Below are 24562 nucleotides of genomic sequence, written 5' to 3' on the forward strand. Positions count from 1 at the left end.
GCTATCAGCTATCAGCTATCAGCTATCAGCTATCAGCTATCAGTTATCTTATCTGAACTTGACAAAGAACATAATAAAACCTGCAATCTTGATCAGAATTACAGGCTTATAATTAAACTTCTAGTCAGCTTTAATATATTAGCCTTGTGGGCCAAAGCGTTCTTTTAAGTAGGTATCTAAAAAGTTTAGATACGCGTTGGAGGCACTTATACGGTTTTCTTTTTTGCTAAAACCATGACCTTCATCGTCAAATAATACATATTCGACCGGTACGCCATTGGCTTTCACTGCGGCAACTAACTCATCACTTTCTATCTGTAATACGCGCGGATCGTTGGCGCCTTGAATAACCATTAATGGTTTGGTGATATTCTTAGCATGGAATAGCGGTGAGATTGCACGATGACGCTCGCCGTCCGTTGCAGGGTCGCCCATTTCATCGTACAACGCTTTTTTAAAGCTTTCCCACCACGGTGGAATTGAGTTGAGCGTTCTTACCCAGTTGGTGACACCAAAAATATTAATGCCCACTTTGAATTCTTCAGGCTCAAAAGCAAGCGCTGCTGCGGTCATGAAGCCACCGTAGCTGCCACCTATGATACCGATTTTTTCTGCATCGACCCAATCTAAACTTTGTAAGTGTTTTTTACCGTAAACAATGTCTTGTAAGTCGTCGGTGCCGTGTTTTTTATCATCTAAATGAAAAAAGGTTTTACCATAGCCTGAACTGCCACGGTTATTAACCGCAAAAATAGCATAGCCATGATTGACTAAATGTTGTTGCATTGCACTGTAACCAGTGCGGCTTTGGCCTCCTGGGCCACCGTGCACCCAAATTAGCGCTGGCACTTTATTATTGCTACTGGCTTGCTTGGGTTTATAAAGTACGCCGGGTATCTCTAAACCGTCAAAGCTTTTAAAGCGCACTATGGTACTTTCAACTAAATCATTTTGATCTATCTCTTTGCTTAAAGTATTACTTAATTGCTGTGCCTTATCACTACCCACTTGCCAGACAAACAGGTTACTTGGCGAGGTATCTGAATTTAAGTAAAACGCCATGCTTTTTTCATCTGCAGAAAAGTTAACACCACGTAAGTTACCTGCGGGTAACTGAGGCATCGCAATCTCTTTGTCTGACTGGGTATCAATCACCGTGACTTTAGTGCTGGCATCGGCATTGACACCGCTGACTTGATAACGCCCTGATTTAGAAAAATAAATGAAGCTGACATCCCAATTATCTTTTAATACAGGGCTATGCTCCTCTGAGGCCAACTCATAACGCCACACTTGTGAAAACTCGCCTTTAGCATCCGTTGAGTAGTATAAGTATTTACTATCAACAGAGAAGGTTTCAGGCGTGTATTGAGCTGGTGTATTGTGTTTTGAAATTAGCTGTGGTTTGAGGGTCTTTTTATAGGTATCGAGAATAAATGTGTCGCTGTCTTTATTGGTGTTATTTTTAGATAGTGCGATATAGCGGCCATCGGGGCTGATTGCTCCGACATCTAAACCAAGAGTATTTTGATAAACAGGGGTGATTTTATAGGTTTTACTATCAACGCGGTATAAGTCCATAAATTTAGCATCGCGCTGGTTACTAGTAATAAAAAACTCGCTGCTATCTTCTGTAAATCCTGCAAAGCTTGCGCGGGTTTCATCGCCGGGGGTTAAATCTGTTATTGACCCGTCAAGTTCACGGACGTAGACGTGAAAGCGCTCATTGCCGCCAGAATCTTTGCCAAAGAGGACCCTTTCATCATTTGGGAAGTAACGGACAGGGTAGGTGCTATCCTGAAAATTGGTTAAGCGGGTTTTGTTGCCTGTTTTTGCATCTACTTCATACAAGCTGTAAATACCACTTTCATCAGAGCTTACCAGTACTTTATCGCCATTGGGTGAAAAGCTACTGCCCATAATTGCGGTCGTATCAAAGAAGGTTTTAGCATTATAAGTGCTAACTTGCTGAGTTTGCTGCGACTGTACTGTGGTGACGGCTGTTGTTGAGGTTGATTGGCTACAACCGCTCAAGGCAATACTGATTGCACAGGCGAGTGCGGCAAATTGCAATTTTTTGTTCATAGTACATTCCTTGGTTTATTGTTATCTAATCATATTTTTACCGGTTTTAGTGTTGCCCTAACCCTATTTTAACGCAAGTTTTTAGCTGATTTTAACTGCAACAAAGTGTTACAAAGCCTGTATCGTTAAAAATACAGCCTACGTTATAATACTCACTCATATAAAAGGCTCTCTCATATAAAAGGAAAGTGATGATTGAAGTTAGTGGTTTACACAAGCAATTTTCCCAAAACATCCTATATAAAGATTATCGCATCAGCTTTACAGCACCGAGAGTATGTATTGAAGCACCGAACGGTCAAGGTAAAACCACGCTGCTAATGATGCTTGCTGGACTTGAGCAACCACAAAGTGGACAGATATTATTTGCAGGCAAGGTGTTGTCTGAGCCTTATAAACAGGTAGCAATTGCCAGTGATCGCATCGCGCTGCCTGAGTTTTTAACCGCGAAACAAATTATCAATTTAACGGTTAGCAGTTTAGGCTGCGATTGGCCGACAGCGCTTATCAGCGGCTTTAATTTTTCAGATTTTTTAGCGACTCGTTTTGATGCGTTGTCATCGGGTAATCAAAAAAAGTGCCAATTAATTTTAGCGTTAATGCGTGGTGCGCCGTATTTGTTACTAGATGAGCCCAGTGCGGCACTTGATCAAGCCAGCATTATATATTTACTTGGTTTACTAGATAATTATTTAGCAGATAAAGCGCATGGGCAAATCATTATCACTTGCCATGAGCCGGCGCCGTTTATCGAGCATGGCTTTGAGTGTGTCCCCTTATGAGCAAGCTAGGTATTAAGCTTGAGATTGCACAATATCGCTCATTTATGCAGTATCGTTATCAGGCCTATAAAATTGAGCTGGCACAACTACTACAGCAACTTAAAAACTTCGGCTTATTATTTTTAGTGGTACTTGGCTCAGCCATGCTTGGAATGATTTTGCTGTTATTTTTAGGTCTGGGCAAAATCATCGACAGCATAGATGCGCCGCAATATGGCGCTCAAATGGCGTGGCTGTATCTATTACTGCAAAGCGTGATGCTCAGTGCAATGAAATCAGCCATTCAAAATAGTCAGCAGCGGCTCTTTCAACGCACTATTGTAAGGTCAAACTGGCTTAAGTTAATGGATATAAAACTATTGCTTTTAAGCAATGGCTGGTTGCTAGCAAGTGCTGTAATTGCGCTGGATTTAAACTATTCACAGTGGCTACGAGCACCCCATTTTGTGCTGTTTATGTTACTGCAGTTTAGCCTCGGTGTACTGTGTTTGTACAAGCCAAGAGCATTAATATATGGCTTAGTATTTACTGCTATTTTAGTCTTGCTACCGATTAATATAGCGCCGTTAGCCTATCACTGTGGCTTTATTATATTATTTGCGCTGAGCATGTTGTTGCCAGCATTTTCGCTGAGCGACCAGTTACCGATCAATGCATTATCTACTTTTTGGCTGAGCTTTTTTATGCAACATAGCAGGGTACTAGTATGGCGAGTGGCTTTATTGTTGTGTGTATTTATGGCAATCACTACTTTGCTCAATGAGCGTGCTGATTTAGAGGCTATATTTAACGTGATAGCCGCAGCTTTTATGGTGTTGTTTACCAGCTCACTGCAATTTGATTGTGGTAAGTTACATGATAAGTATCAGTTGTTTTTTCAAGCAAATTATCAACAACGGGTGTTTTTTATCAGCCAATTTATGCCAAGTTGCTTGTTCTTTTTGATAACACTGAGCAGCTATCTGCTGTTTGTTGAACAAATAGAATGGTTATTACTGAGCCTGAGTGTTGGCTGGTGTATATTACAATTATATATAGCACAAAAAAAACCAGCGCATTTTGCGCTGGTTTGGATGATTACAACAGGCGGGCTGTTGGCTGTGTTAACTTAATATGTTAAGCAGCATTCGCCTTTTTTGCCGTGTTATTACGTGCGGCTTTGCCTGCTAATAAATCTGCAGGGTCAAAGTCGTCAACGTTAATAACATCTAAACGTGCTTTTTCAACGCTTGCCAGCTGATCAGCCTCTGCTTGCGTTAAAATACCCGCTTCAAGTCCCATCTGAGCAACTTTATCAAGCTGGAAGAAAGGCAGTTTAACGCCTTTTTCACGACATACCTTATCAAATAAAGGTTCAACAGCTAGCACGTCTTTAAGCGTTTGCTCTTGACGACCAACTAAGTTAAGTGGTTCATTTGTTAAGTATACGTAGCTTGCTAAACGGTTACGTGTTTCGCTAGGTACTTGTAAAATTTGTGCTAATTTATGCTCAAGTTTATCAGTTGGTTTACGAACTGGACGACCGAACGGGAACAACATCAACTTAAGTGCTGCACGAAGCGGAGCTGATGGCATATTGTTAATTAAATCAGCAAGTGCACGTTGACAGTGGTAAAGGTGATCTTGACAGCTCCATTGTACAAGCGGTAAATCTTCTTTTTTACGGCCTTCATCGTTATAACGTTTCAGCGTTGCAGACACTAAATAAAGGTAACTAAGCAAATCACCTAAACGAGCGGAAATACGCTCTTTACGTTTTAGTGAGCCACCAAATACAGCCATGCTAATGTCAGACATCAATGCAAGTGACGCGCTAAAGCGTGACGCAGTACGGTAAAACTCAGCTGTTTCGTCTTTAAATGGCGTAGTTGCAAAACGGGCTCCGGTAAAGCTCATCCACTTAGTACGTACAAGGTTAGACATAGTAAAGCCGATGTGGCCCATTAACGCTTTATCAAATACCGCTAGCGCTTCTTCACGATCTTCGATTGCGCAGGCACCCAATTCAGTCAGTACAAATGGATGGCAGCGAATGGCACCTTGACCGTAAATAATCATATTACGGGTCAAGATATTTGCACCTTCAACAGTGATGGCAATTGGTGCACCTTGATAGCCACGACCTAAATAGTTATTTGGCCCAAGCATAATACCTTTACCGCCGTGAACATCCATTGCATGGTTGGTTGAATCACGCATTTGCTCGGTTAAATGGTATTTAATGATTGCCGAAACAACCGATGGCTTTTCGCCTAAATCAACCGCACCAGTTGACATGCTAACAGCCGCATCTGAGCTGTACGCATAACCTGCTAGTTTTGCTAATGACTCTTCAACACCTTCCATTTGGCCAATAGGTAAACGGAATTGACGACGAATACGGCTGTATGCACCACTTGCAAGTGCAATTGTTTTAATACCACCCGTTGAGTTTGACGGCAATGTAATAGCACGACCAACCGATAAACATTCAACCAGCATGCGCCAGCCTTGGCCGGCCATTTCTGGTCCACCAATAATGTAATCAAGCGGTACGAAAATGTCTTTACCACGAGTAGGACCATTCTGAAATGGTACATTTAGCGGGAAATGACGACGACCAATTTCAACACCTGGCATGTCTGTAGGAATAAGTGCACAAGTAATACCTGGCTCTTTAACATCGCTTAGTAGACCATCTGGGTCTTGTAGTTTAAACGCCAGACCTAATACTGTCGCAACAGGCGCTAGCGTAATATAACGTTTGTTCCATGTTAGGCTAAGACCAATGACTTCTTCGCCTTCCCACATACCTTTACATACCACACCATAATCTGGAATGGCGCTGGCATCAGAGCCTGCTTCTGGTGAAGTTAAGGCAAAGCATGGGATCTCTTGACCACTAGCAAGGCGAGGTAAGTAATGATCTTTTTGTTCTTTAGTACCATAGTGCTGTAACAATTCGCCCGGACCTAATGAATTAGGAACGCCTACAATTGATGAAAGCAGGGTAGATTTACTGGTTAACTTTTGCAGTACACACGATTGTGCAAAGGCAGAAAATTGCAGGCCGCCATATTCTTTTTTAATGATCATGGCAAAGAATTTATTATCTTTTAGGTATTGCCAAACATCTTGTGGTAAATCGGTTAACTCATGAGTTGCTTCCCAGTCGTCCAACATACTACATACCACCTCAACTGGACCATCGATAAAGGCTTGCTCTTCGATTGTCAATTTAGGCATTGGGTATTGGTGTAATTTGTTCCAATCAGGACGGCCGCAAAAAAGATCGGCTTCCCACCATGTTGTACCCGCATCAATGGCTGATTTTTCAGTTTCAGACATAGTTGGAGTAACTTTTTTAAACATGGCAAAAATAGGTTTAATAATATATTGCTGACGAATGCCAGTAACAGACAATGGCACTGCAATGATCAAGAAGATCAACCAGCTAATTGCGCCAAATGCACCTGCAAAGGTACCAATGACAAGTGTTGCGATGGAAACGCCAAGGGCAGTATTCCAGCTCGCTCTGTGGTAACTCGCGATGCTGAGCAGCACGATTAAACCAAGTGTAAATATGAGTGTCATGTATTCAATCCTTAATAGAGGTCAGACCACCTTTAGTTAGAGTAGCGCTAGAGTGAATAATTATCAAGTAGCTTAGTGAAAATATCAGTGACTGTTATTTTGTAATCTGTGCACATCAGCATACGGATAAATGTGTGATTCGTCAGTATGATTTATTTGAGAAAAAATTAAGCTGTTTTCTTGCTTGCCTTGCCCTTGCTTATGTTTAACAATGCCGCTAAGGCCTAAGTTACGGGTTTACGCTTTTTAAAAAGCAGTATTTTAAAAGTATAAAAATTTTTGAAAGGTTAATTTATTTTATGTGTGAGTTGCTTGGCATGTCGGCGAATGTGCCTACAGATATTTGTTTTAGTTTTTCAGGGCTGTTAGAGCGCGGTGGTAACACAGGTCCGCATAAAGATGGCTGGGGCATTACTTTTTATGAAGGGAAGGGGTGTCGTACTTTTAAAGATCCTGAGCCTAGCTGTCAGTCTGAAATTGCCAAGTTAGTAAAGGCCTATCCCATTAAAAGTGTCTCGGTGATTAGCCATATTCGCCAAGGTAATCGTGGCCGTGTCTGTCTTGAAAATACGCATCCTTTTACCCGTGAGTTGTGGGGCAGGGAGCTGACCTACGCGCATAATGGTCAGCTTTCGAATTATCATGATTTAAAACCTGAATATTATCGGCCAGTGGGTAATACCGACAGTGAACTGGCGTTTTGTTGGTTACTCGATCAAATTCGTGAAAAATACCCTAAACGTCCAGCTAATATGGCGTCAGTGTTTCGTTATGCGGCAAAGCTTGCACACACTTTACGTGAAAAAGGTGTGTTTAATATGTTGCTGACTGATGGTGTGTATGTGTTAGCGTATTGTACTAATAATTTGCATTGGATCACCCGCCGTGCGCCGTTCGGTAAGGCTACGTTAATTGATGCAGATATGGTGGTAGATTTTCAACAAGAAACTACGCCAAATGATGTCGTAACGGTGATCGCTACTCGGCCACTGACCAACGATGAGCGTTGGCAAAAAATGGAACCAGGTGAATTTGCGTTGTTTAAAATGGGTGAGTTAATTTAGCCGTCAGTTTTAACGTTTGAACTTAATTAATATGGTTATAAGCTGAAAAGCCCAAGTTATGATCGTCACACTTGAGCCTTTCGTCTTGCATCTTGAAAGCAATTTATTCTGGTGTTATTTCGTTTTTAACTTCTTCAGGTAATGCAACTGGGCTGGTTACCGTGAACGAGTTAAGTTGCACTTCAAATTGTTCTACGCCTTTTTCGCCTTTCCACATCCTGACTAGCATGTAATCCATTTCAGGGGCGAACCATGCAAGCGCTTGGCGTTTATCATTATCATATAAGCGTTTTACTTTGATCGCTTCGATATTACCGATTGGTAGGGAAATAGTCTCTTTACCAACGACCTCAAAGTTATACTCACGGCAGTTGCCTTTTTTATCAACTAACGGATACGAAAAGCTGGTTTTACCCATTTTTAATTCTTCGCGCACTTGTACTTGGTATGAAATTGAGTCTTGAAATTGCTCAGACCACTCACACTCAATAGGGTATTTACTTTCACTGCTGTTTACGAGTTTTTTAGTGTGGTCAAATTGCAGTGTATATTCTTTATCCGGGCCTGTGCCTGTGCGGATCATGCTATAACTTTCAGGCGTGATTTTTTTGTCGCTGAAAGTAAAATTTGATGTTTCTTTGCGTGAATCTGAGAATATCATCCACTCAATGTCACTGTGGTAGCTAACTTGGTAACTGTTATCTGCTAGTTTTTTTAATGTGCGGACGCCTTGACCATGGTTTTCGCCTTTGCGCAAAATATCATAGTTAGCTTCAAATTGAGTAAGTTCACCAGCAATTAAACTAGTAGGAAGTAATAAAGTGCCCGCACACAATAGCAAGGCACTTAGTTTTTTATTCTGGGTAGTGCGCGCCGTGTGCAGGAAGTTGTTTTTTGTCAAGAACTGCATAATCTGCTTCCATAGTAAGTCGTTGTTCACTGAACCACTTGACCACCAAAGGGTAAATTATATGCTCTTGTGCATGCACGCGTTTTGCTAATGTGTCAGCAGTATCATCTGCCAGCACGGGTACTTTGGCTTGAAGAATGACAGGACCACCGTCTAACTCTTCAGTAACAAAGTGCACACTTACGCCATGAATGTCATCTTTTGCATCAATTGCTCTTTGGTGGGTATTCAGCCCCTGGTACTTAGGCAACAAAGAAGGATGAATGTTCAACATTTTTCCTTTAAATTTTTGCACTAAGTTAGGAGTAAGAATACGCATAAACCCAGCTAATACAACTAGATTTGGTGCAAAAGAATCAATAACGTTCATTAATTGCGCATCGTAGGCTTCGCGCGAGTCAAAATCTTTATGGCTGAGCACTGCTGTTGCAATGCCCGCTTGCTTTGCTCGCTCAAGGCCATAAGCGTCTGCTTTATTACTAATAACAGCCGCTATGTTTGCATTTATCTCGCCGTTATTACAGGCGTCAATGATGGCTTGTAAATTAGAGCCACTACCTGAAATTAAGACTACTAGACGAGCAGGGGCCATTAATCACGGCCGCCTAGGATTTCTACTTGCTCTTCGCCAGCTTTGGCATCATGGATCTCACCAAGGTGCCAAGCATTTTCGCCAAGCTCTTTTAAGATGCTTAAGCTTTGCTCAAGTTTGTCAGCAGGCACAACCAATACCATACCTACACCACAGTTAAATGTGCGGTACATTTCGTGGGTGGTGATGTTACCGTTTTCTTGTAACCAATTGAAAATACCAGGCCACTGCCAGCTATCACCTTTAACAACTGCTTTTGCAGACTCTGGTAATACGCGTGGGATATTTTCCCAAAAGCCGCCGCCAGTAATATGCGAAAGAGCATGAACATCTACCTGCTTGAACAGCTCAAGTAATGGTTTAACGTAAATACGTGTAGGTTCAAGCAGAGTTTCGCCTAATGTTTTACCTTCAAATTCAGCACTTGTATCAGCATTTGATACTTCAAGTACTTTACGAATTAATGAGAAGCCATTTGAATGCGGGCCGCTTGATGCAAGCGCGATCAGTTGATCACCAGCAGCTACTTTTGTGCCATCGATGATATTTGCTTTTTCAACTACGCCAGTACAAAAACCAGCCATGTCGTAATCTTCGCCTTCGTACATACCTGGCATTTCAGCAGTTTCGCCACCAATTAATGCACAGCCAGAGATCTCACAGCCTTTACCAATGCCTGTTACTACGTCTGCGGCAGTATCAACATCAAGTTTGCCTGTTGCATAATAATCTAGGAAAAATAATGGCTCAGCACCTTGAACGATAAGGTCATTTACACACATAGCAACTAAATCGATACCTACAGTATCGTGTTTTTTAAGGTCGATAGCTAAGCGTAACTTAGTACCAACACCATCAGTGCCTGCAACAAGTACTGGTTGCTTATAACCAGCTGGGATTTCGCAAAGTGCGCCAAAGCCACCAATTCCGCCCATAACTTCAGGACGACGGGTTTTTTTAACTACGCCTTTAATACGCTCAACAAGTGCGTTACCGGCATCGATATCTACGCCCGCGTCTTTATAACTTAGAGACTGTTTTTGTTCGCTCACAGGATTTCCTCAAAAAAGTTGCATGGTTTTGCATGTGTATGCTTAGAAACGCGCGTATTTTACAACAATTGCAAGGGCGCGGCTAGTTCAAATATGAGTTTACTATTATTGACAAGGACACTTGTCCGTATAATGACACAATAGATTTAGGTAGCAGGTGCTAGGTAGTTCCTAGCACCTAAAACCTAGTTCCTTTAGTATTAAGCCTTTGCAGTCAAAATTGCACGCAACGGCGCTGGGTAACCTTCAATGGTTTTACTAGTATCGTTTGGATCTAAAAAGTCGATCAGGGACTCGTTTTCCATCCAATCTGATTTACGTTGTTCTTCAAGCGTTGTAATAGCGCAGTCTTTCACTTGCACATCTTTAAAACCAACACGTTCCATCCAGAGTTTTAGCGCTGCCGTGCTCGGAATAAACCACACGTTACGCATCTTCGCATAGCGGTCAGTGGGCACGAGTACTGTGTTTTCATCGCCTTCAATGACTAAGGTTTCAAGCACTAATTCACCACCTGGGCGAAGCTGCGCTTTTAATTGTGCTAAAAAGTCGATAGGGGAACGACGATGATAAAGCACACCCATCGAAAACACCGTATCAAAGGCTTTTAACTCAGGCAGGGCTTCAACACCTAGCGGTAATAAATGCACGTTTTCATCTGGGTTAAAGTGTTTGATGGCTTGAAACTGACATAAAAATAAATCAGACGGATCAATGCCAACCACAAACTCAGCGCCTTCACCGCGCATCCGCCATAAGTGATAGCCAGAGCCACAGCCGATGTCTAAAACCGTGCGGCCTTTTAGCGGCTCAATGTGCGGTAATAAACGGTCCCACTTCCAATCGCTGCGCCATTCAGTATCAATTTCAATACCGTGTAGGCTGAAAGGGCCTTTACGCCATGGCATCATTCGTTTTAATAAGTGTGTAACTTGTTTTTGTTCGCCGTCGGTCATTTCGCCTGGGGCACCAATTTCAACTTTGTCGATAATATTGACGTGTTTGGTCGCCACTTCAGGCAAGTTTTTTAACACTTTCTGCCATTTTGGTAAATCACCGTGACTTGCCTCTAATTGCCAGTGTTTTAATTGGCTAGGTAGCGTTTCCAGCCAGTGACTTAGCGGGCTTTGTGCGATTGCGGCGTAAAATTGGTTAAACCATTGAGACATTGAATTACTCTTTATATTTGTTACTTGATTGCTACCAGTGAGCAAAAATTAAAACATTGATACCACACTTGGGTTTGGCTAAAGCCAATATCGGTAAGTCGAGAAAGGTGAGCATTTAAAGTATCTGGGCGCATTACATTCTCAATGGCGGTACGTTTTTGGCTAATTTCTAATTCAGAATAACCATTGTGGCGTTTAAAATCGTGGTGCAAGTCAATCAGCAAGTTATCGCATTGCTCGTTCTCGCCTTTGATTTTTTCGCTTAACAGCAATACACCACCGGGTTTTAAATTCGCGTATATTTTTTCAAGCACGGCTTGGCGCTGTGCGGGTGGAATAAACTGTAAAGTAAAGTTCATGGCGACCACTGACGCGTTTTCAATATTTAGCTCATTAATATCACCAAGCGTCACTGTAACAGGCACTTCTGAGCGAAAGCCGTGCAAATGTAATTTACAGCGCTCAACCATGGCTTGTGAATTATCAACGGCAATAATATGGCAATTATCAGTGCGGATATTACGGCGCATGCTTAATGTTACTGCCCCAAGGGAACAGCCCAAATCATAAAGGTTTGAATTGCGTTGCGCATATTCACCGGCCAATTTACCCATCGTACTAACAATGGTTGCATAACCCGGAACTGAGCGCTGGATCATATCTGGGAAAACTTCTACTACATGTTGGTCAAAGCTAAAGTCTTTAACCGCTTGCTCAGTGGCATAAATGCTGTCTTTTATGTTCACACAAACAGTCTCTTGAAAAATAATAGGGCTATTTTAGCATTTTATGCTGGATAGTCAGTGATAATTTCAGTAGCTTGGCTAGAATAATGAATAACAAGTAGAAAAAGAGAAGTTTATGAGCAAAAGTAAAGTGATCAGCACAGATGATATATTGGCAACCCTTTGCCATTCTGTAACGAGTGTATTGTCGTCGGCAAGTGGTAATAGCATTAGCTACTCAGCAATGGTACAAAAAATAACCCGCACCTGTATGCGTCCTGATATCGGTTGTTTTGTATTATTTGATGGCGGATTTACAGGACTGGTAATTACTAATTTCACCTCGCAAGCGGCGATGGAGATTTATCATGATTACATGCGTAATATGGGGATGCCTGAAGAAGAACTAGCTCATAGCCACTTATCGGACGACGTATCAAATGTACTCGGTGAATTGATGAACCAAATCGTTGGTGATTTTACTTCAAAGGTACGCGAGCAGTTACATACTTCAATTACCCAAAATCAACCGAAGATGATGGCCATCAATAAGCAAGTACAGATTTCGGTCGATACTACGATGGATAGACCGCAAGCACGGCGCGTGACATTTACCACCAGTAAACAAAATATCTTTTATTTAGAATTAGCAATGGATAAAACTGAGTTTATCAAATTACACGATTTTGATATTGCTGAAGCTATTGACCCAGATGACATCATTGAAAACGAAGCAAAGCATAAAGCAGAAAAACAAAAAGCTGCTGATGATGCTGCTAAAGCAAGTGATTTAGATGACGACTTTATGGCAGAACTTGGACTTTAAATAACACCTTGCAAGGACATTAAATCGCAGGTCAAAGCATTTAGTTATTAATACAGTGCATAATATTGGGTTTCGTAATGAAACCCAATATTATTGTGCTCAATTGAATGATAAAAAACGCTATGCTATAAATTTAGCGGATAATCATTTGCTCACGTTCAGGGCCCACAGACACCATACTTACAGGTACTCCCATCAGTACTTCGATGCGCTCTACGTAATGCTGCGCTGCAGCAGGCAGACTGTCGAAGGTGCGACAACCGGTAATATCTTCATCCCACGCTGGCATGCTTTCATAGATTGGCGTTAAAGCCGCTGTTTGTGGCCAAATAGGGTTTTCGCTGTGATCGCCTGCATAACCAACGCAGATTTTTAAATCTTTCATGCCAGATAGGCAATCAATTTTGGTTAAAGCGATTTCAGTAGCTGCTTGTAATTCAACACCGTTACGGGTGGCAACTGCATCAAAATAACCCATATCACGTGGGCGGCCAGTCACTGCGCCATATTCGTTCGCGCTTTCACGAAAATTGTCTTGCTCTGCCATGGCGGTAACGAGTGTACCTGTACCAACAGATGAGCTAAATGATTTAGCCACAGCGATAACACGCTCAGGGCGCAAAGCTGGCAGTCCGCTGCCAATTCCTGCATAGGCAGCAGTCACGTTTGATGATGTAGTATACGGGTATTCGCCGTAAACTAAATCGCGGCCTGCGCCTAGTTGCGCTTCAAACAATAAGTTGGCATCTTGCTTTTGCAGTGCTTTTAAAGGCTCTGTTACATTACAAATAAATTCACGCCAAGGAGCGCTGACAGCTAATAACCACTCAGTCATTTGTTCAGCTGTTTGTGAAAAATCACAGCTTGGGTAAAGGGCTTTTAGCTGTGGCATTTTCCAATCCAGCATAAATTGAATACGCTCTAATAAAACGTCTGGCTGATTTAACCAGCCAACTAAAATACCTTTTTTCATTACTCGGTCGCCGTATGCAGGTGCAATTCCTTGACGAGTAGAGCCGTAAGCGGCATCGCCTAAGCGCACTTCTTCGAGGGTATCTTCAAGGGCGTGTAATGGTAAGCATAACGTTGCACGATCAGAAATACATAATTTTACATCAACACCGGCGGCGTTAACTTCGGCTATTTCTTCGCTTAATGCCGCAGGGCTTATCACCATGCCTGGGCCTAGTACTGCAATACAATCAGGATTAAAAATACCGCTTGGTAATTGGTGTAGTTTAAACGTACCAAAGTCATTCACAACGGTATGTCCGGCGTTGTTACCACCTTGAAAGCGAATGCTCGCAGATGCGTTCTCAGCTAGAAAATCGACGATACGGCCTTTGCCTTCATCACCCCAGTTTGCACCTACAACAACAATTGACGGCATAATTTAATCTCCAAATTGATTGAACGAATATGGTATGCGCTCTATTAAAATAAGAGAAATTAATTATAATTATTATCTTGATAAGAATTTCATATCGATTTCACACCATTAAGGTCATAAAGATGCTAGATATTCACTGGTTAAAAACTTTTGTCACATTGGCTGAGTTAAAGCACTTTGGTAAAACAGCCAATGCGCTGCATATGACACAGCCAAATGTTAGCTTGCATATTAAGCAGTTAGAAAAAACGACACGGGTTAAACTGATAGAACGTAATCCCTTTAGTTTGACCCAAGCAGGTTTACGGCTATTAGAGTCTGGACAAAAAACCTTATGGGAATTACAGGTTTGCCAATCTGACTTAAATGCGATTAATGATCTCAGCCAAGGCACACTGACAATTGCCGCCAGTGATATAATTTCTCGTTTATTGTTGATTGAGCCTTTTCAGCTTTTTAAGCGCCAGTTTCCTGGCATTGACTTTACTTTGCTCAATACAACGTCTTCTCAAGCGTCAGCATTGGTTAAAAGTGCTGAAGCTGATTTAGGGTTTGTGATTGCCCAAAAAGAAAGTGAGCCGCTGCATTTTACGCAATTACAGCAGATAAAATGGTGTGCATTAGGTAATCATTTAAAGTTATGGCAGCAAGCCAAAAACGATAACAATGTTACACTGACTGAGCCGCCAACATTAATCTTACTCGGCCATGATACGCGAACCCGAGACTTGCTCGATAGTGCCTTGCCATCTTTAAACTTACCAAATTACCGGGTGATGGAAGTGGGCAGTGTCGATGCGCAAATTGATTGGGCTGAAGCGGGGTTTGGCGTTGCCATCGTGCCAGAGTTTTCCCTGCGCAGTAAAGCAAATCTAACCACCACAGTGACCGCATTACCGCAATTTCCAACTACCAGTTTAGGTTATATAGTGAGGCAAAATCAGGTACTTTCAAAAGCGATAAAGCAATTACTACATTGGGTCAATGAAGAAATCTCCCGTACTCATCTTGCATAGTATTTATATGTTAACTGTACGGCTATGTACTTTGTGATTCAGTTATTTTTATGTGTATGGGTTTTTACCTTCAGCTACTAGCACACAAAAAATCCGTAAATCTAATTCGAGTTGATGGTAGCTTGGCTCCATGTGGCAGCACAGGGCGTAAAAGCTTTTGTTATGGTCTTTTTCCTTAAAGTGGGCGAGCTCGTGTACTACTAAAGCTTTGAGTAATTCCTCTGGTGCACGCAGTAAATCACTGTTGATGGCTAAATCGTGCTTGCGGGTTTTACCTTGCATACGATACGTATGAGTACCTAGTGCATTAGTGACCATATCGCCTTGTTTTTTAAACGCGGCGCGGCCAAACGGTGGCGCATTTTTTAAATAGCGCTTTTTAAGCTCAGTGGCGTATGCGTATAACGACTTGTCACTGGTAATATTATGGGAGCTGGGGTATTTTTTAGTTAAATACGCGCCGTGTTTATCATTTTCAATAAGCTGCATTACTTGCGTTACAATTTGCTCTGGATAGCCGCTAAAATAGCGTTTAAAATCACTCATTCAATACTTCTTTGTAGTTAATTAATTTTCAAAGCGAGTCAAAAAAGGCTGGCTTGACTGGCTTCTTTTTCACCAGTGAAAGGGTTTAGCACGGGGTGCTGGTAACCTAAATCTTGGCAAAACTCGCGTGCTAATAATGGTGCTTGGCGGTTATCTGCAGTATGAAAAAATACATACGGGTGCTTACCCTCATCAAGCCATTGTTTTACTTTTTTAAGCCACGGTTGGTAATAGCTTTTATAGTCATGATCTAAATCGGCAATCACAAAGCGGGCCATAGGTTGATTGCCTGTTGCAATGGCATGCACGGGTAAATGGGGCTTTTTTTGTTGGGCATCGATGAGTGCTTCAGTGTTCGGCTTAACTGCAAATAATGCGCGGGTGTCCATTGAGATACGGTTGACATTGTTTGCTATTAATAGCTGATTAAAGGCAATTTCGGCTGCGCCTTTCTTAAAAAATTCGGGGTGGCGAACTTCAACGCCGTAGTTTAAACCTGTCGGGAGCTTGGCAATAAACTGTGCTAATAACGGCAGTTGTTTGGGGCTAAAACTACTTGGTAGCTGCAACATGATCTGCCCAACATGAGACAATATTGGCTCGAATAAATTAAACCATGCAGTGAGTTCGTCATCGATATGAGTAAGCTGTAATTCATGGCTAAAGCGTCGATGGAATTTAAAAGTAAATTTAAAGTCATTGCCGACAGCATCACGCCAGCGATTTAATGATTCAACACTAGGATCGGCATAAAAGCTGGTATTGCCTTCGACTGAATTAAACACCTGTGCGTATTCGTGCAACATATCGGCATTTTTGCAGTGACTTGATAATAAATTGCCTTTCCATGCGGTACTTGACCACTGCGGACACCCTAAATACAACATAAAACGGTTAACTGATTGTGTGTTTTGGTTAGTATATCAAATCTATAAATTGAAAGCATAGTAGCTGCTGCCGAGCTCGCATTTTCAAGTAACTTGGGTATAATGCTCCCCCTAAAATGATTTATAAATAGTGGCTATTCTCCCTCAAAAACAGCAATTCTTAGGGGAAGCGGCTATTCGTCTTTACACTGACAGGAAAACTATGCGCTCTATATACTGCGGACAGCTAAATAAAACTCAAGTAGATCAAGAAGTTGAACTATGTGGTTGGATCAACAAACGACGTGACCTTGGTGGACTTATCTTTGTCGATTTACGCGATAGAGAAGGTTTAGTACAAGTTGTATTCGATCCTGAAGTTGAAGGCTTAATGGATACCGCGAATACATTACGTCAAGAATTTTGCGTACAATTAAAAGGTGTAGTTCGCGCACGTCCTGACAGCCAAATCAACAAAGATATGGCAACTGGTGAAGTTGAAATTTTAGGCACAGGCCTTACTATCATCAACCGTTCAGAGCCATTACCACTTGATTTTAATCAGGTAAACTCTGAAGAGCGTCGCTTAAAATACCGTTACTTAGACCTTCGTCGTTTAGAAATGAGTGACCGTATTAAACTACGCGCTAAAGCTAGCAGCTTTGTGCGTCGTTTCTTAGATGAAAATAATTTCTTAGATATCGAAACGCCAGTACTTACAAAAGCTACCCCAGAAGGAGCGCGCGATTATTTAGTACCGAGCCGTGTTCACAAAGGCAGTTTTTACGCATTACCGCAGTCTCCGCAGTTGTTCAAGCAATTGTTGATGATGTCGGGTTTTGACCGTTACTACCAAATTGTTAAATGTTTCCGTGATGAAGATTTACGTGCTGACCGTCAGCCTGAGTTTACTCAAATCGATATAGAGACCTCGTTCATGAGCTCTGCTCAGGTACGTGGTATCACAGAAAAAATGATCCGCGAAATGTGGCAGCAATTGCTAGACGTGGATTTAGGCGAGTTCCCAATCATGCCTTACGCTGAGGCAATGAGCTTGTATGGTTCTGATAAGCCTGATTTACGTAACCCAATGACATTAATTGACGTTGCCGATTTAGTAAAAGACGTCGAGTTTAAAGTTTTTTCTGGTCCTGCCAATGATGAAAAAGGCCGTGTTGCGGTATTAACAGTACCAGGCGGTGCATCACTTTCGCGTAAGCAACTAGATGACTACACTAAATTCATCGGCATTTACGGCGCGAAAGGGCTTGCGTGGATGAAAGTAAACGACCGTGCAGCAGGCGCTGAAGGCGTGCAATCGCCAATCGCTAAGTTCTTAAATGAAGAGGTGATCAACGAACTTCTTGCACGCACTAACGCACAAACTGGCGACATCATTTTATTCGGTGCTGATAAACGCAACACAGTAAACGAAGCTATGGGCGCGCTACGTATTAAGATTGGCCTTGATTTAGAGATCACTAATCTAAATAGCTGGGCTCCGCTTTGGGTTGTTGACTTCCCAATGTTTGAAGAAGACGACGAAGGTACATTGCATGCTGTTCATCACCCATTTACAGCACCAAAAGATGTAAATGCAAGCGAACTTGAAGCAAACCCAGCAGCGGCTATTTCAGATGCATACGATATGGTACTAAATGGCTACGAAGTAGGTGGTGGTTCGGTACGTATTCATAATACAGATATGCAAGAAGCAGCGTTTAGAATCCTAGGTATTGATGCACAAGAGCAGCAAGACAAGTTTGGTTTCTTACTTGAAGCGTTAAAATACGGTACGCCACCACATGCTGGTTTAGCGTTCGGTTTAGACCGTTTAGCAATGCTACTGTGTGGTACTGATAACATTCGTGACGTGATTGCTTTCCCTAAAACAACCCAAGCGTCGTGTTTGTTAACTAACGCACCAAGTAAAGCAAATGCAGATTCGCTTACAGAGCTTGCTATTAGTGTTGTTGAAAAAGCTGAAAAATCAGCAGAATAAGCAATCCGATAAGTGATTTGTTGAAAACCCTTAGGCTCATACCTAGGGGTTTTTTCATTTAGATGTGTAGATAATTTTATTAGAGGATTTTATGGCTGTGAGTTATCAATTTTCACAAACAGACTACTACGACCAGCATTTTTCAAACTGCATGGCTAATACGCAGCGCTTTAGTGACATTGAGTTTGAACAGTGCCAGTTTATTGAATGTGATTTTAGTCATAGTCAATTTAGTAATTGTCGTTTTATTGAGTGCGAATTTATTAACTGTAATTTAAGCGATTTAAATTGGGGCTATAGTTCGTTAGAAGAAGTCTGCTTTGTTGATTGTAAGCTCAACAGTATTCAATGGGCGCAGGTAAATTGGCCACAATTGGCACTTATGTCATCGGTGAGTTTTAAAAATTGCCAACTTAGTCATAGCTCGTTTTATGAGTTACAGTTAAAAGGCTTGATCATGATTGACTGTTTTGCCAAAGATGTTGATTTTAGACAGGCTAATTTAGCTACCAGTGATTTTAGTAACACTGACTTTAGAGATAGTCTATTTCTGCAAACAAACTTGAGTAAAGTAAACTTTGTCGGGGCGATGCATTTTAATATTGATATTAAAAATAATAATGTTAGCCGGGCTAAGTTTGAGCGCTTTGCAGCGTTAAACTTACTCAGCGGACTAGATATCGAGCTGGTGGATTAGCCGTTATGACACGGCTAATCTAATGCTTAATTAGCAGGCAGGACCATTTTTATTTCGTGCGCTGGCAAGTGCGCGGGCAATTTCAAGTAATGCAGGGGAAATATCACTGGCGCCATCTTTGATGAGTTTTGATACATCACCTGATGAATACAAACTATCGCGTGGTGATTTAATGCCTAATTCACGCACAAAATCTTTAGTCTTGCCGGTGCTGCCTGTTTCGATGAATTTAAAAATAATACGCTCGTTATTATTTTTTGGCTCTGTTTCTAGCGTTTCGATTTCATCTTGATACGCTTCAATTCTGCTTTGTAAAATATCGATACGTTCTTCGATGCTGTTGTATGATTTCATGGATAGGTTCTTTTCTAAATAGACGTTAAGACAATACGACTATTATCGCATAAATTTATAATAATTATTTTTTTCTTTAAAACTCTTCTGCTGTTTTAGGTACCTCGTTTTATTGCAATTAATATTCAAAAGCTTAAAGTACTTTATAATTTAAATAAAATAAGTCGAGCAAATTAATGCCACTACCTTTTAAGTACCTTGTGAGCTTCTTCTTTCTCATAGTCAGTGCCGTCGCCAGTTCCGCAACAAACAGCGAAATGATTGTTGATAAAGCGCGTGACCGCGCGATCCCGATCAGTATTTCATTACCAGCATATAACGAGCATTGTAGCCAACAAACAAAATGCCCTGTGGTATTTATTAATGCCGGATATGGTATTGCGCATACTGACTATCAGTTTGCGGCTGATATATTTACAGCTAAGGGCTATTTAACCATTGCTGTAGCCCATGAATTAGACCGCGATCCTGCGCTCAACCGCACGCCACCTTATATGGCCACTCGTATGGAAAACTGGCATCGTGGTGTGGTCACTCTAAAATTTTTAGTGACTGAGTTGAGCTCTCGCTACCCAGAGTATGATTTTACGCGGTTAACGTTATTTGGCCATTCTAATGGCGGTGATATAGCCGCGCTTTACGCGGCGATTTATCCTAAGCAAGTGAGTCAAATTATCACGCTTGATCATCGGCGTATGTTGTTACCTCGCAATAATAACATTCGGGTTTTAACGCTTCGTGGCAGTGATTACCCTGCGGATAATCAGGTATTACTCAATGAAGATGAATTAGCACAGTATCCGGTTACGCAGATTTCGATAAAGAACTCACGCCATAATGATATGTATGATGGCGGACCTAAGTGGTTAGTAGAGCGGATGAGTAAAGAAATCAAAGCGTTTGTAGCAAACTAAAATAATAAAACTTAGCGCGTAAACATATTAAGTTGCCACTCTTATGCGCTTGATAGTTATTTTACCAGCTCACTTACAATCAGAGGGTTGTTATGCAGGGTTTTATGCACAGGGCATTTGTCGGCAATTTCTAATAGGCGCTGGCGCTGAGCGTCACTCAAATCACCCACTAAGGTGATTTTACGGGTGATGGCTTCGAGTTTGTCGGTTTGCTCGCAGTTATCGCAATCGGCGTGATAATCACGGCTGTGGTCCAGTTCTATCTTTACGTGTTCAAGTGGCAAGTTTTTACGACTTGCATACATACGTAAAGTCATTGCGGTGCATGCACCAAGTCCAGCAAGTAAGTGGTGATAAGGGTCTGGGCCTAAATTATTACCGCCAACACTTAGTGGTTCATCAGCCAGCCAAGTATGATCCTTGGTACTTACATGCTGAGTAAAGACATGATCTTTCTCTTCAACTAATACATTGCCGCTGCTAAGTTTGGCACTGTACTGGTTTTTATCAAAATCCACATAACGTTTTGCCCATGATGCTATAACGTCTGCTGCGTAGTCAGCATCGTCTTTGTTAGTGAGTAAGTGGTCGGCGTTATCCAGACTAATAAAGCTTTTTGGATGTTTAGCAGCGGCGTAAATCTTTTCAGCTTCAGAGATATTTACTGTGGCATCAATAGGGGAGTGCATAACTAATAAAGCACGTTTTAATTTACTGATATGGCTGTGGTCGTAATTGGCAATGTCGTCCACAAACTGTTTTTTAATGGTAAATTCTCGCCCTGCTAAATTTACCTTGGCTTCGCCCTTGCTATTAATTTCATCAAGATGAGCGGCAAAGTTATGCGCTACATGTTGCGCATCTGATGGTGCGCCTATGGTGGTAATGGCTTGTACTTCAGCAATGTGTTCGGCAGCTGCTAGTACCGCTGCGCCCCCTAAACTATGACCGATTAATAATTGTGGCGCTTTAAAGTGTTCACGTAAGTGATCTGCCGCGGCAATTAAATCTTGGATATTTGATGAGAAATTACTGTTGGCAAAATCACCGTCGCTATTACCAAGGCCAGTAAAATCAAAGCGTAATACCGCAATACCTTGTTGAGTGAGTGCTCGGCTAATTCGACTTGCTGCGGCTATATCTTTACCACAGGTAAAACAATGGGCAAACAAGGCATAAAATTTAATATCACTGGCGGGTGTTTCAAGCTGACCGGCGAGTGTTAAATCACCACTTTTGAACGAAATTTTTTGGCGCATAGGTTACCTTTGCTTAATGAAAGAGGTTAGTGAAGAATAGACCATTAAAGTGCGTTTATAATTACAGTTGTTTTGGCGTTTTATCCACAATAGCAACATTTTGATTTGCATCAAGTAATAAACGCTTACCCAGCTAAAGAGGACATAAGTCCTTATGTTTTTTTGCCCGTTTTATTATGCTCGCGAAGCGCTACAATGGAGCAACTGCTATGATTAGCAAAGGCTTTTAACAACTTAATTCATTGGATACGAACATGCAATTACCTACCGTTGATTATAAAGCGAGCGATGCGGCCGCTCAATTTGTTGAGTCTCTTAGAAATACGGGCTTTGGTGTATTAAAAAACCACCCAATTCCACAGTCTCTTGTTGAATCAATTTATAAAAATTGGCAGGATTTTTTTAATTCTGAACAAAAACATGAATTCTTATTCTCTAAAGACACTCAAGATGGCTACTTTCCGCCTTCGGTATCAGAAGTTGCAAAAGGCTTTACAGTTAAAGATATTAAAGAATATTTTCATGTTTATCCAAAAGGCCGTGTACCAGCGCAGTTAGAAGCAGATATTCGCGAATATTATCGTTTAGCCAATGAATTTGCTGCGACATTGTTAAGCTGGGTGCAAGCTGAAGCACCAGCGGATGTGCGTGCTAAGTTTTCAATCGATTTAAAAGATATGATTGCTGATTCAGAGCAAACATTATTACGTATATTACATTACCCGCCGATGACAGGTGATGAAGAACCTGGCGCTATTCGTGCTGCTGCACATGGTGATATTAATTTATTAACGGTATTACCTGCTTCAAATGAGCCAGGCTTGCAAGTACAAAAAACAGATGGCGGTTGGTTAGATGTGCCATGCGATTTTGGCAGTTTAATTATTAACATTGGCGACATGTTGCAAGAAGCGTCAGGTGGTTATTTCCCGTCGACTATTCACCGTGTTATTAACCCTACTGGCAAAGCGTCATCTAAGTCACGTATTTCTTTGCCGTTATTTTTGCACCCGCGTCCAGATGTGGTGTTATCAGCGCGTTATACTGCTGACAGTTACTTACAAGAGCGTCTGCGTGAGTTAGGTGTTAAATAGCATCACTCAAGTGATGATAGCTTTTCAACAGCGGCCACAGTGCCGCTTTTTTGTTTTTTAAGGTTGTGTTTTTTTAGTGAGTTATAGTGTGATGTGGCTAGTTAAATTTGGCTGACGCTATTTCAAACGTGAATATACCATGCATTATTGCGTACGATCGGTATAATGCGCCATTGGCCGATTGGGCCTTAAAATTATTGAGAGAAAATATGAGTTTTGATGGGTTAGGTTTATCACAGTCTTTAGTTAATGCGGTTTTAGAAAAGGGCTATGAAACGCCAACACCAATTCAGGCTCAAGCCATTCCAGCGATCATTGAAGGTCGTGATGTTATGGCTGCAGCGCAAACTGGTACAGGTAAAACAGCGGGTTTCACTTTACCGTTAATTGAGCGCTTATCAACAGGCCAAAAAGCCAAGGTTAACCAAGTTCGTGCTTTAATTTTAACTCCAACCCGTGAGCTGGCATTACAAGTAAGCGAGAACGTTGAAGAGTATGCTAAGCATTCTAATATCAGTTCTTTTGTTGTGTACGGTGGTGTTAAAATCAATCCGCAAATGATGCGTTTACGCAAAGGCGTAGATATTTTAGTTGCTACTCCGGGTCGTTTAATGGATTTGCATAACCAAAATGCCTTGAAGTTCGATAACCTCGAAGTGTTGGTGCTTGATGAAGCTGACCGTATGCTTGATATGGGCTTTATTCATGACATTAAACGTATCATCAGCAAGTTACCGGCTAAACGTCAAAACTTGATGTTCTCAGCGACGTTCTCAGACGATATTAGAGCGCTTGCGAAAGGGCTTATTAATGATCCGGTTGAAATTTCAGTCGCTGCAAAAAATACCACGGCAAAAAGTGTTACCCAATGCGTTTATGCGGTAGATAAAGCACGTAAAACCGCCTTGTTAAGTCATTTAATTCGTACTAATGATTGGCAACAAGTGTTGGTATTTAGCCGCACTAAACATGGTGCAAACCGTTTAGTAAAGCAGTTAGAGCGCGATGATATTGTTGGCGCTGCAATTCATGGTAATAAATCTCAAGGCGCGCGTGTTAAAGCGCTTGAAGGCTTTAAAAGTGGCGAAGTACGCGTACTTGTGGCAACGGATATTGTTGCCCGTGGTTTAGACATTGTTGAACTGCCACATGTAGTTAACTATGATTTGCCTAATGTGTATGAAGATTATGTGCATCGTATTGGTCGTACCGGCCGTGCGGGTGCATCTGGCGACGCAATTTCATTTGTAACACCGGAAGATGCTGATGACTTATACGGTATTGAACGTTTTATCGGTGAATTGATCCCACGTGCAAAAGAAGCTGGTTTTGAGCCAACAAAAGGAGTGCCTGAAAGAGAGCTTGATGCACGACCTATCAAACCTAAAAAGCCTAAAAAAGCGGGTCAGCCTTTTTCTAAACCTAAGTCTGATAGCAAAAAGCCAAATAATAACGGCGGTAATGGCACCGGCCCACGCCGTGGTGGCTCAGGTAAAAAACCTGCTGCTAAAGCCGCTGGTGAGCAAACACAAAACCCATGGGCTAAGCGTCAATCTGTTGGTGGCAGTGGTCAACGTCGTCGCTCTGGTAATGATGGCGTGAGTAACACGTAATAATATTTTGATAAAAAACGCGCCTAAGCTGGC

The 24562-nt window shown here is 41.7% G+C and carries 22 protein-coding genes; 10 read left to right on the forward strand and 12 right to left on the reverse strand.

The annotated features are described in order from the left end of the window. Positions 1-138: 138 nt before the first annotated feature. Positions 139-2085: a S9 family peptidase gene (locus tag H5162_RS17040; RefSeq protein ID WP_182779098.1), complete on the reverse strand. Its 1947-nt coding sequence runs from the start codon at positions 2083-2085 to the stop codon at positions 139-141. A 191-nt stretch (positions 2086-2276) separates the two neighbouring features. Between H5162_RS17040 and H5162_RS17045 the strand changes: the two genes are divergently transcribed. Together H5162_RS17045 and H5162_RS17050 are read left to right on the forward strand one after the other, a co-directional pair. Further along, positions 2277-2867: an ATP-binding cassette domain-containing protein gene (locus tag H5162_RS17045; protein WP_149982937.1), complete on the forward strand. Its 591-nt coding sequence runs from the start codon at positions 2277-2279 to the stop codon at positions 2865-2867. After that, on the forward strand, positions 2864-3979 hold the full coding sequence (locus tag H5162_RS17050) for a DUF6136 family protein (protein WP_182732241.1): 1116 nt from the start codon (positions 2864-2866) through the stop codon (positions 3977-3979). Before H5162_RS17045 ends, H5162_RS17050 begins: the two co-directional genes overlap by 4 nt. A 4-nt stretch (positions 3980-3983) precedes the next feature. Here the strand turns inward: H5162_RS17050 and fadE are convergent, their stop codons facing one another. Beyond that, entirely contained in the window at positions 3984-6440 is a 2457-nt protein-coding gene (gene fadE, locus H5162_RS17055; protein ID WP_149982939.1) for an acyl-CoA dehydrogenase FadE, read from the reverse strand. A gap of 299 nt (positions 6441-6739) precedes the next feature. Here fadE and H5162_RS17060 point away from each other — a divergent pair, with 299 nt between their 5' ends. Further along, on the forward strand, positions 6740-7504 hold the full coding sequence (locus H5162_RS17060) for a class II glutamine amidotransferase (RefSeq protein WP_149982940.1): 765 nt from the start codon (positions 6740-6742) through the stop codon (positions 7502-7504). 103 nt (positions 7505-7607) lie between these two features. On the opposite strand, the gene H5162_RS17065 is transcribed toward H5162_RS17060, so the two are convergent. The 5 genes from H5162_RS17065 to cmoA form a co-directional block, all read right to left on the reverse strand. Continuing rightward, on the reverse strand, positions 7608-8405 hold the full coding sequence (locus H5162_RS17065) for a DUF3108 domain-containing protein (RefSeq protein ID WP_404936108.1): 798 nt from the start codon (positions 8403-8405) through the stop codon (positions 7608-7610). Next, the gene (gene purN, locus H5162_RS17070) at positions 8359-9006 is read right to left on the reverse strand and encodes a phosphoribosylglycinamide formyltransferase (protein WP_145242362.1); all 648 of its coding nucleotides are present in this window, start codon (positions 9004-9006) and stop codon (positions 8359-8361) included. Before purN ends, H5162_RS17065 begins: the two co-directional genes overlap by 47 nt. Beyond that, positions 9006-10058: a phosphoribosylformylglycinamidine cyclo-ligase gene (purM, locus tag H5162_RS17075; RefSeq protein ID WP_145242360.1), complete on the reverse strand. Its 1053-nt coding sequence runs from the start codon at positions 10056-10058 to the stop codon at positions 9006-9008. The genes purN and purM overlap by 1 nt, the downstream gene beginning before the upstream one ends. A gap of 200 nt (positions 10059-10258) precedes the next feature. Next, positions 10259-11227 (reverse strand): tRNA 5-methoxyuridine(34)/uridine 5-oxyacetic acid(34) synthase CmoB, encoded by a 969-nt coding sequence (cmoB, locus tag H5162_RS17080; protein WP_182717957.1) that lies wholly within the window; start codon positions 11225-11227, stop codon positions 10259-10261. Between the two features lie 20 nt (positions 11228-11247). Next, positions 11248-11973: a carboxy-S-adenosyl-L-methionine synthase CmoA gene (gene cmoA / locus H5162_RS17085; RefSeq protein WP_182779100.1), complete on the reverse strand. Its 726-nt coding sequence runs from the start codon at positions 11971-11973 to the stop codon at positions 11248-11250. Between the two features lie 115 nt (positions 11974-12088). Here cmoA and H5162_RS17090 point away from each other — a divergent pair, with 115 nt between their 5' ends. Then, entirely contained in the window at positions 12089-12778 is a 690-nt protein-coding gene (locus H5162_RS17090) for a DUF3334 family protein (protein WP_145242354.1), read from the forward strand. Between the two features lie 133 nt (positions 12779-12911). Here the strand turns inward: H5162_RS17090 and H5162_RS17095 are convergent, their stop codons facing one another. Continuing rightward, complete coding sequence (locus tag H5162_RS17095) at positions 12912-14168, reverse strand: adenylosuccinate synthase (RefSeq protein WP_182779102.1); 1257 nt, start codon at positions 14166-14168, stop codon at positions 12912-12914. A 122-nt stretch (positions 14169-14290) separates the two neighbouring features. On the opposite strand from H5162_RS17095, the gene H5162_RS17100 reads away from it, so the two are divergent. Continuing rightward, positions 14291-15184 (forward strand): LysR family transcriptional regulator, encoded by an 894-nt coding sequence (locus tag H5162_RS17100; protein ID WP_145242350.1) that lies wholly within the window; start codon positions 14291-14293, stop codon positions 15182-15184. A gap of 48 nt (positions 15185-15232) precedes the next feature. Here H5162_RS17100 and H5162_RS17105 read toward each other — a convergent pair whose 3' ends face one another. Further along, positions 15233-15730, reverse strand: a complete 498-nt coding sequence (locus H5162_RS17105) for a M48 family metallopeptidase (RefSeq protein ID WP_149982946.1) — start codon at positions 15728-15730, stop codon at positions 15233-15235. 38 nt (positions 15731-15768) lie between these two features. After that, positions 15769-16617 (reverse strand): DUF72 domain-containing protein, encoded by an 849-nt coding sequence (locus H5162_RS17110; RefSeq protein ID WP_149982947.1) that lies wholly within the window; start codon positions 16615-16617, stop codon positions 15769-15771. A 202-nt stretch (positions 16618-16819) separates the two neighbouring features. On the opposite strand from H5162_RS17110, the gene aspS reads away from it, so the two are divergent. Both aspS and H5162_RS17120 read left to right on the forward strand, forming a co-directional pair. Next, positions 16820-18598 (forward strand): aspartate--tRNA ligase, encoded by a 1779-nt coding sequence (aspS, locus tag H5162_RS17115; RefSeq protein ID WP_182779104.1) that lies wholly within the window; start codon positions 16820-16822, stop codon positions 18596-18598. Positions 18599-18749: 151 nt separating this feature from the next. Then, the gene (locus H5162_RS17120; protein ID WP_259398271.1) at positions 18750-19295 is read left to right on the forward strand and encodes a pentapeptide repeat-containing protein; all 546 of its coding nucleotides are present in this window, start codon (positions 18750-18752) and stop codon (positions 19293-19295) included. A gap of 30 nt (positions 19296-19325) precedes the next feature. Here H5162_RS17120 and H5162_RS17125 read toward each other — a convergent pair whose 3' ends face one another. Next, complete coding sequence (locus tag H5162_RS17125; RefSeq protein WP_182732238.1) at positions 19326-19649, reverse strand: hypothetical protein; 324 nt, start codon at positions 19647-19649, stop codon at positions 19326-19328. 176 nt (positions 19650-19825) lie between these two features. Between H5162_RS17125 and H5162_RS17130 the strand changes: the two genes are divergently transcribed. Next, positions 19826-20563 carry an alpha/beta hydrolase gene (locus tag H5162_RS17130; RefSeq protein WP_182779108.1) on the forward strand — a complete coding sequence of 246 codons (738 nt, stop codon included), beginning with the start codon at positions 19826-19828 and terminating at the stop codon, positions 20561-20563. A gap of 56 nt (positions 20564-20619) precedes the next feature. On the opposite strand, the gene H5162_RS17135 is transcribed toward H5162_RS17130, so the two are convergent. Then, positions 20620-21822 carry a bifunctional alpha/beta hydrolase/OsmC family protein gene (locus tag H5162_RS17135; RefSeq protein WP_182779110.1) on the reverse strand — a complete coding sequence of 401 codons (1203 nt, stop codon included), beginning with the start codon at positions 21820-21822 and terminating at the stop codon, positions 20620-20622. Between the two features lie 254 nt (positions 21823-22076). Here H5162_RS17135 and H5162_RS17140 point away from each other — a divergent pair, with 254 nt between their 5' ends. Then, on the forward strand, positions 22077-22916 hold the full coding sequence (locus H5162_RS17140; RefSeq protein WP_145242335.1) for an isopenicillin N synthase family oxygenase: 840 nt from the start codon (positions 22077-22079) through the stop codon (positions 22914-22916). Between the two features lie 209 nt (positions 22917-23125). Next, positions 23126-24529 carry a DEAD/DEAH box helicase gene (locus H5162_RS17145; RefSeq protein WP_182732235.1) on the forward strand — a complete coding sequence of 468 codons (1404 nt, stop codon included), beginning with the start codon at positions 23126-23128 and terminating at the stop codon, positions 24527-24529. Positions 24530-24562 lie beyond the last annotated feature (33 nt).

The sequence above is a fragment of the Pseudoalteromonas sp. SR41-8 genome (genome assembly GCF_014163915.1).
GTDB lineage: Bacteria > Pseudomonadota > Gammaproteobacteria > Enterobacterales > Alteromonadaceae > Pseudoalteromonas > Pseudoalteromonas rhizosphaerae.

Bases quoted from the DNA above. Each gene is read 5' to 3' on its own strand.
- H5162_RS17040 (WP_182779098.1), bottom strand. From the start codon at position 2,085: ATGAACAAAAAATTGCAATTTGCCGCACTCGCCTGTGCAATCAGTATT.
- H5162_RS17045 (WP_149982937.1), top strand. From the start codon at position 2,277: ATGATTGAAGTTAGTGGTTTACACAAGCAATTTTCCCAAAACATCCTA.
- H5162_RS17050 (WP_182732241.1), top strand. From the start codon at position 2,864: ATGAGCAAGCTAGGTATTAAGCTTGAGATTGCACAATATCGCTCATTT.
- fadE (WP_149982939.1), bottom strand. From the start codon at position 6,440: ATGACACTCATATTTACACTTGGTTTAATCGTGCTGCTCAGCATCGCG.
- H5162_RS17060 (WP_149982940.1), top strand. From the start codon at position 6,740: ATGTGTGAGTTGCTTGGCATGTCGGCGAATGTGCCTACAGATATTTGT.
- purN (WP_145242362.1), bottom strand. From the start codon at position 9,006: ATGGCCCCTGCTCGTCTAGTAGTCTTAATTTCAGGTAGTGGCTCTAAT.
- cmoB (WP_182717957.1), bottom strand. From the start codon at position 11,227: ATGTCTCAATGGTTTAACCAATTTTACGCCGCAATCGCACAAAGCCCG.
- H5162_RS17090 (WP_145242354.1), top strand. From the start codon at position 12,089: ATGAGCAAAAGTAAAGTGATCAGCACAGATGATATATTGGCAACCCTT.
- H5162_RS17095 (WP_182779102.1), bottom strand. From the start codon at position 14,168: ATGCCGTCAATTGTTGTTGTAGGTGCAAACTGGGGTGATGAAGGCAAA.
- H5162_RS17100 (WP_145242350.1), top strand. From the start codon at position 14,291: ATGCTAGATATTCACTGGTTAAAAACTTTTGTCACATTGGCTGAGTTA.
- H5162_RS17105 (WP_149982946.1), bottom strand. From the start codon at position 15,730: ATGAGTGATTTTAAACGCTATTTTAGCGGCTATCCAGAGCAAATTGTA.
- H5162_RS17110 (WP_149982947.1), bottom strand. From the start codon at position 16,617: ATGTTGTATTTAGGGTGTCCGCAGTGGTCAAGTACCGCATGGAAAGGC.
- aspS (WP_182779104.1), top strand. From the start codon at position 16,820: ATGCGCTCTATATACTGCGGACAGCTAAATAAAACTCAAGTAGATCAA.
- H5162_RS17120 (WP_259398271.1), top strand. From the start codon at position 18,750: ATGGCTAATACGCAGCGCTTTAGTGACATTGAGTTTGAACAGTGCCAG.
- H5162_RS17125 (WP_182732238.1), bottom strand. From the start codon at position 19,649: ATGAAATCATACAACAGCATCGAAGAACGTATCGATATTTTACAAAGC.
- H5162_RS17130 (WP_182779108.1), top strand. From the start codon at position 19,826: ATGCCACTACCTTTTAAGTACCTTGTGAGCTTCTTCTTTCTCATAGTC.
- H5162_RS17135 (WP_182779110.1), bottom strand. From the start codon at position 21,822: ATGCGCCAAAAAATTTCGTTCAAAAGTGGTGATTTAACACTCGCCGGT.
- H5162_RS17140 (WP_145242335.1), top strand. From the start codon at position 22,077: ATGCAATTACCTACCGTTGATTATAAAGCGAGCGATGCGGCCGCTCAA.
- H5162_RS17145 (WP_182732235.1), top strand. From the start codon at position 23,126: ATGAGTTTTGATGGGTTAGGTTTATCACAGTCTTTAGTTAATGCGGTT.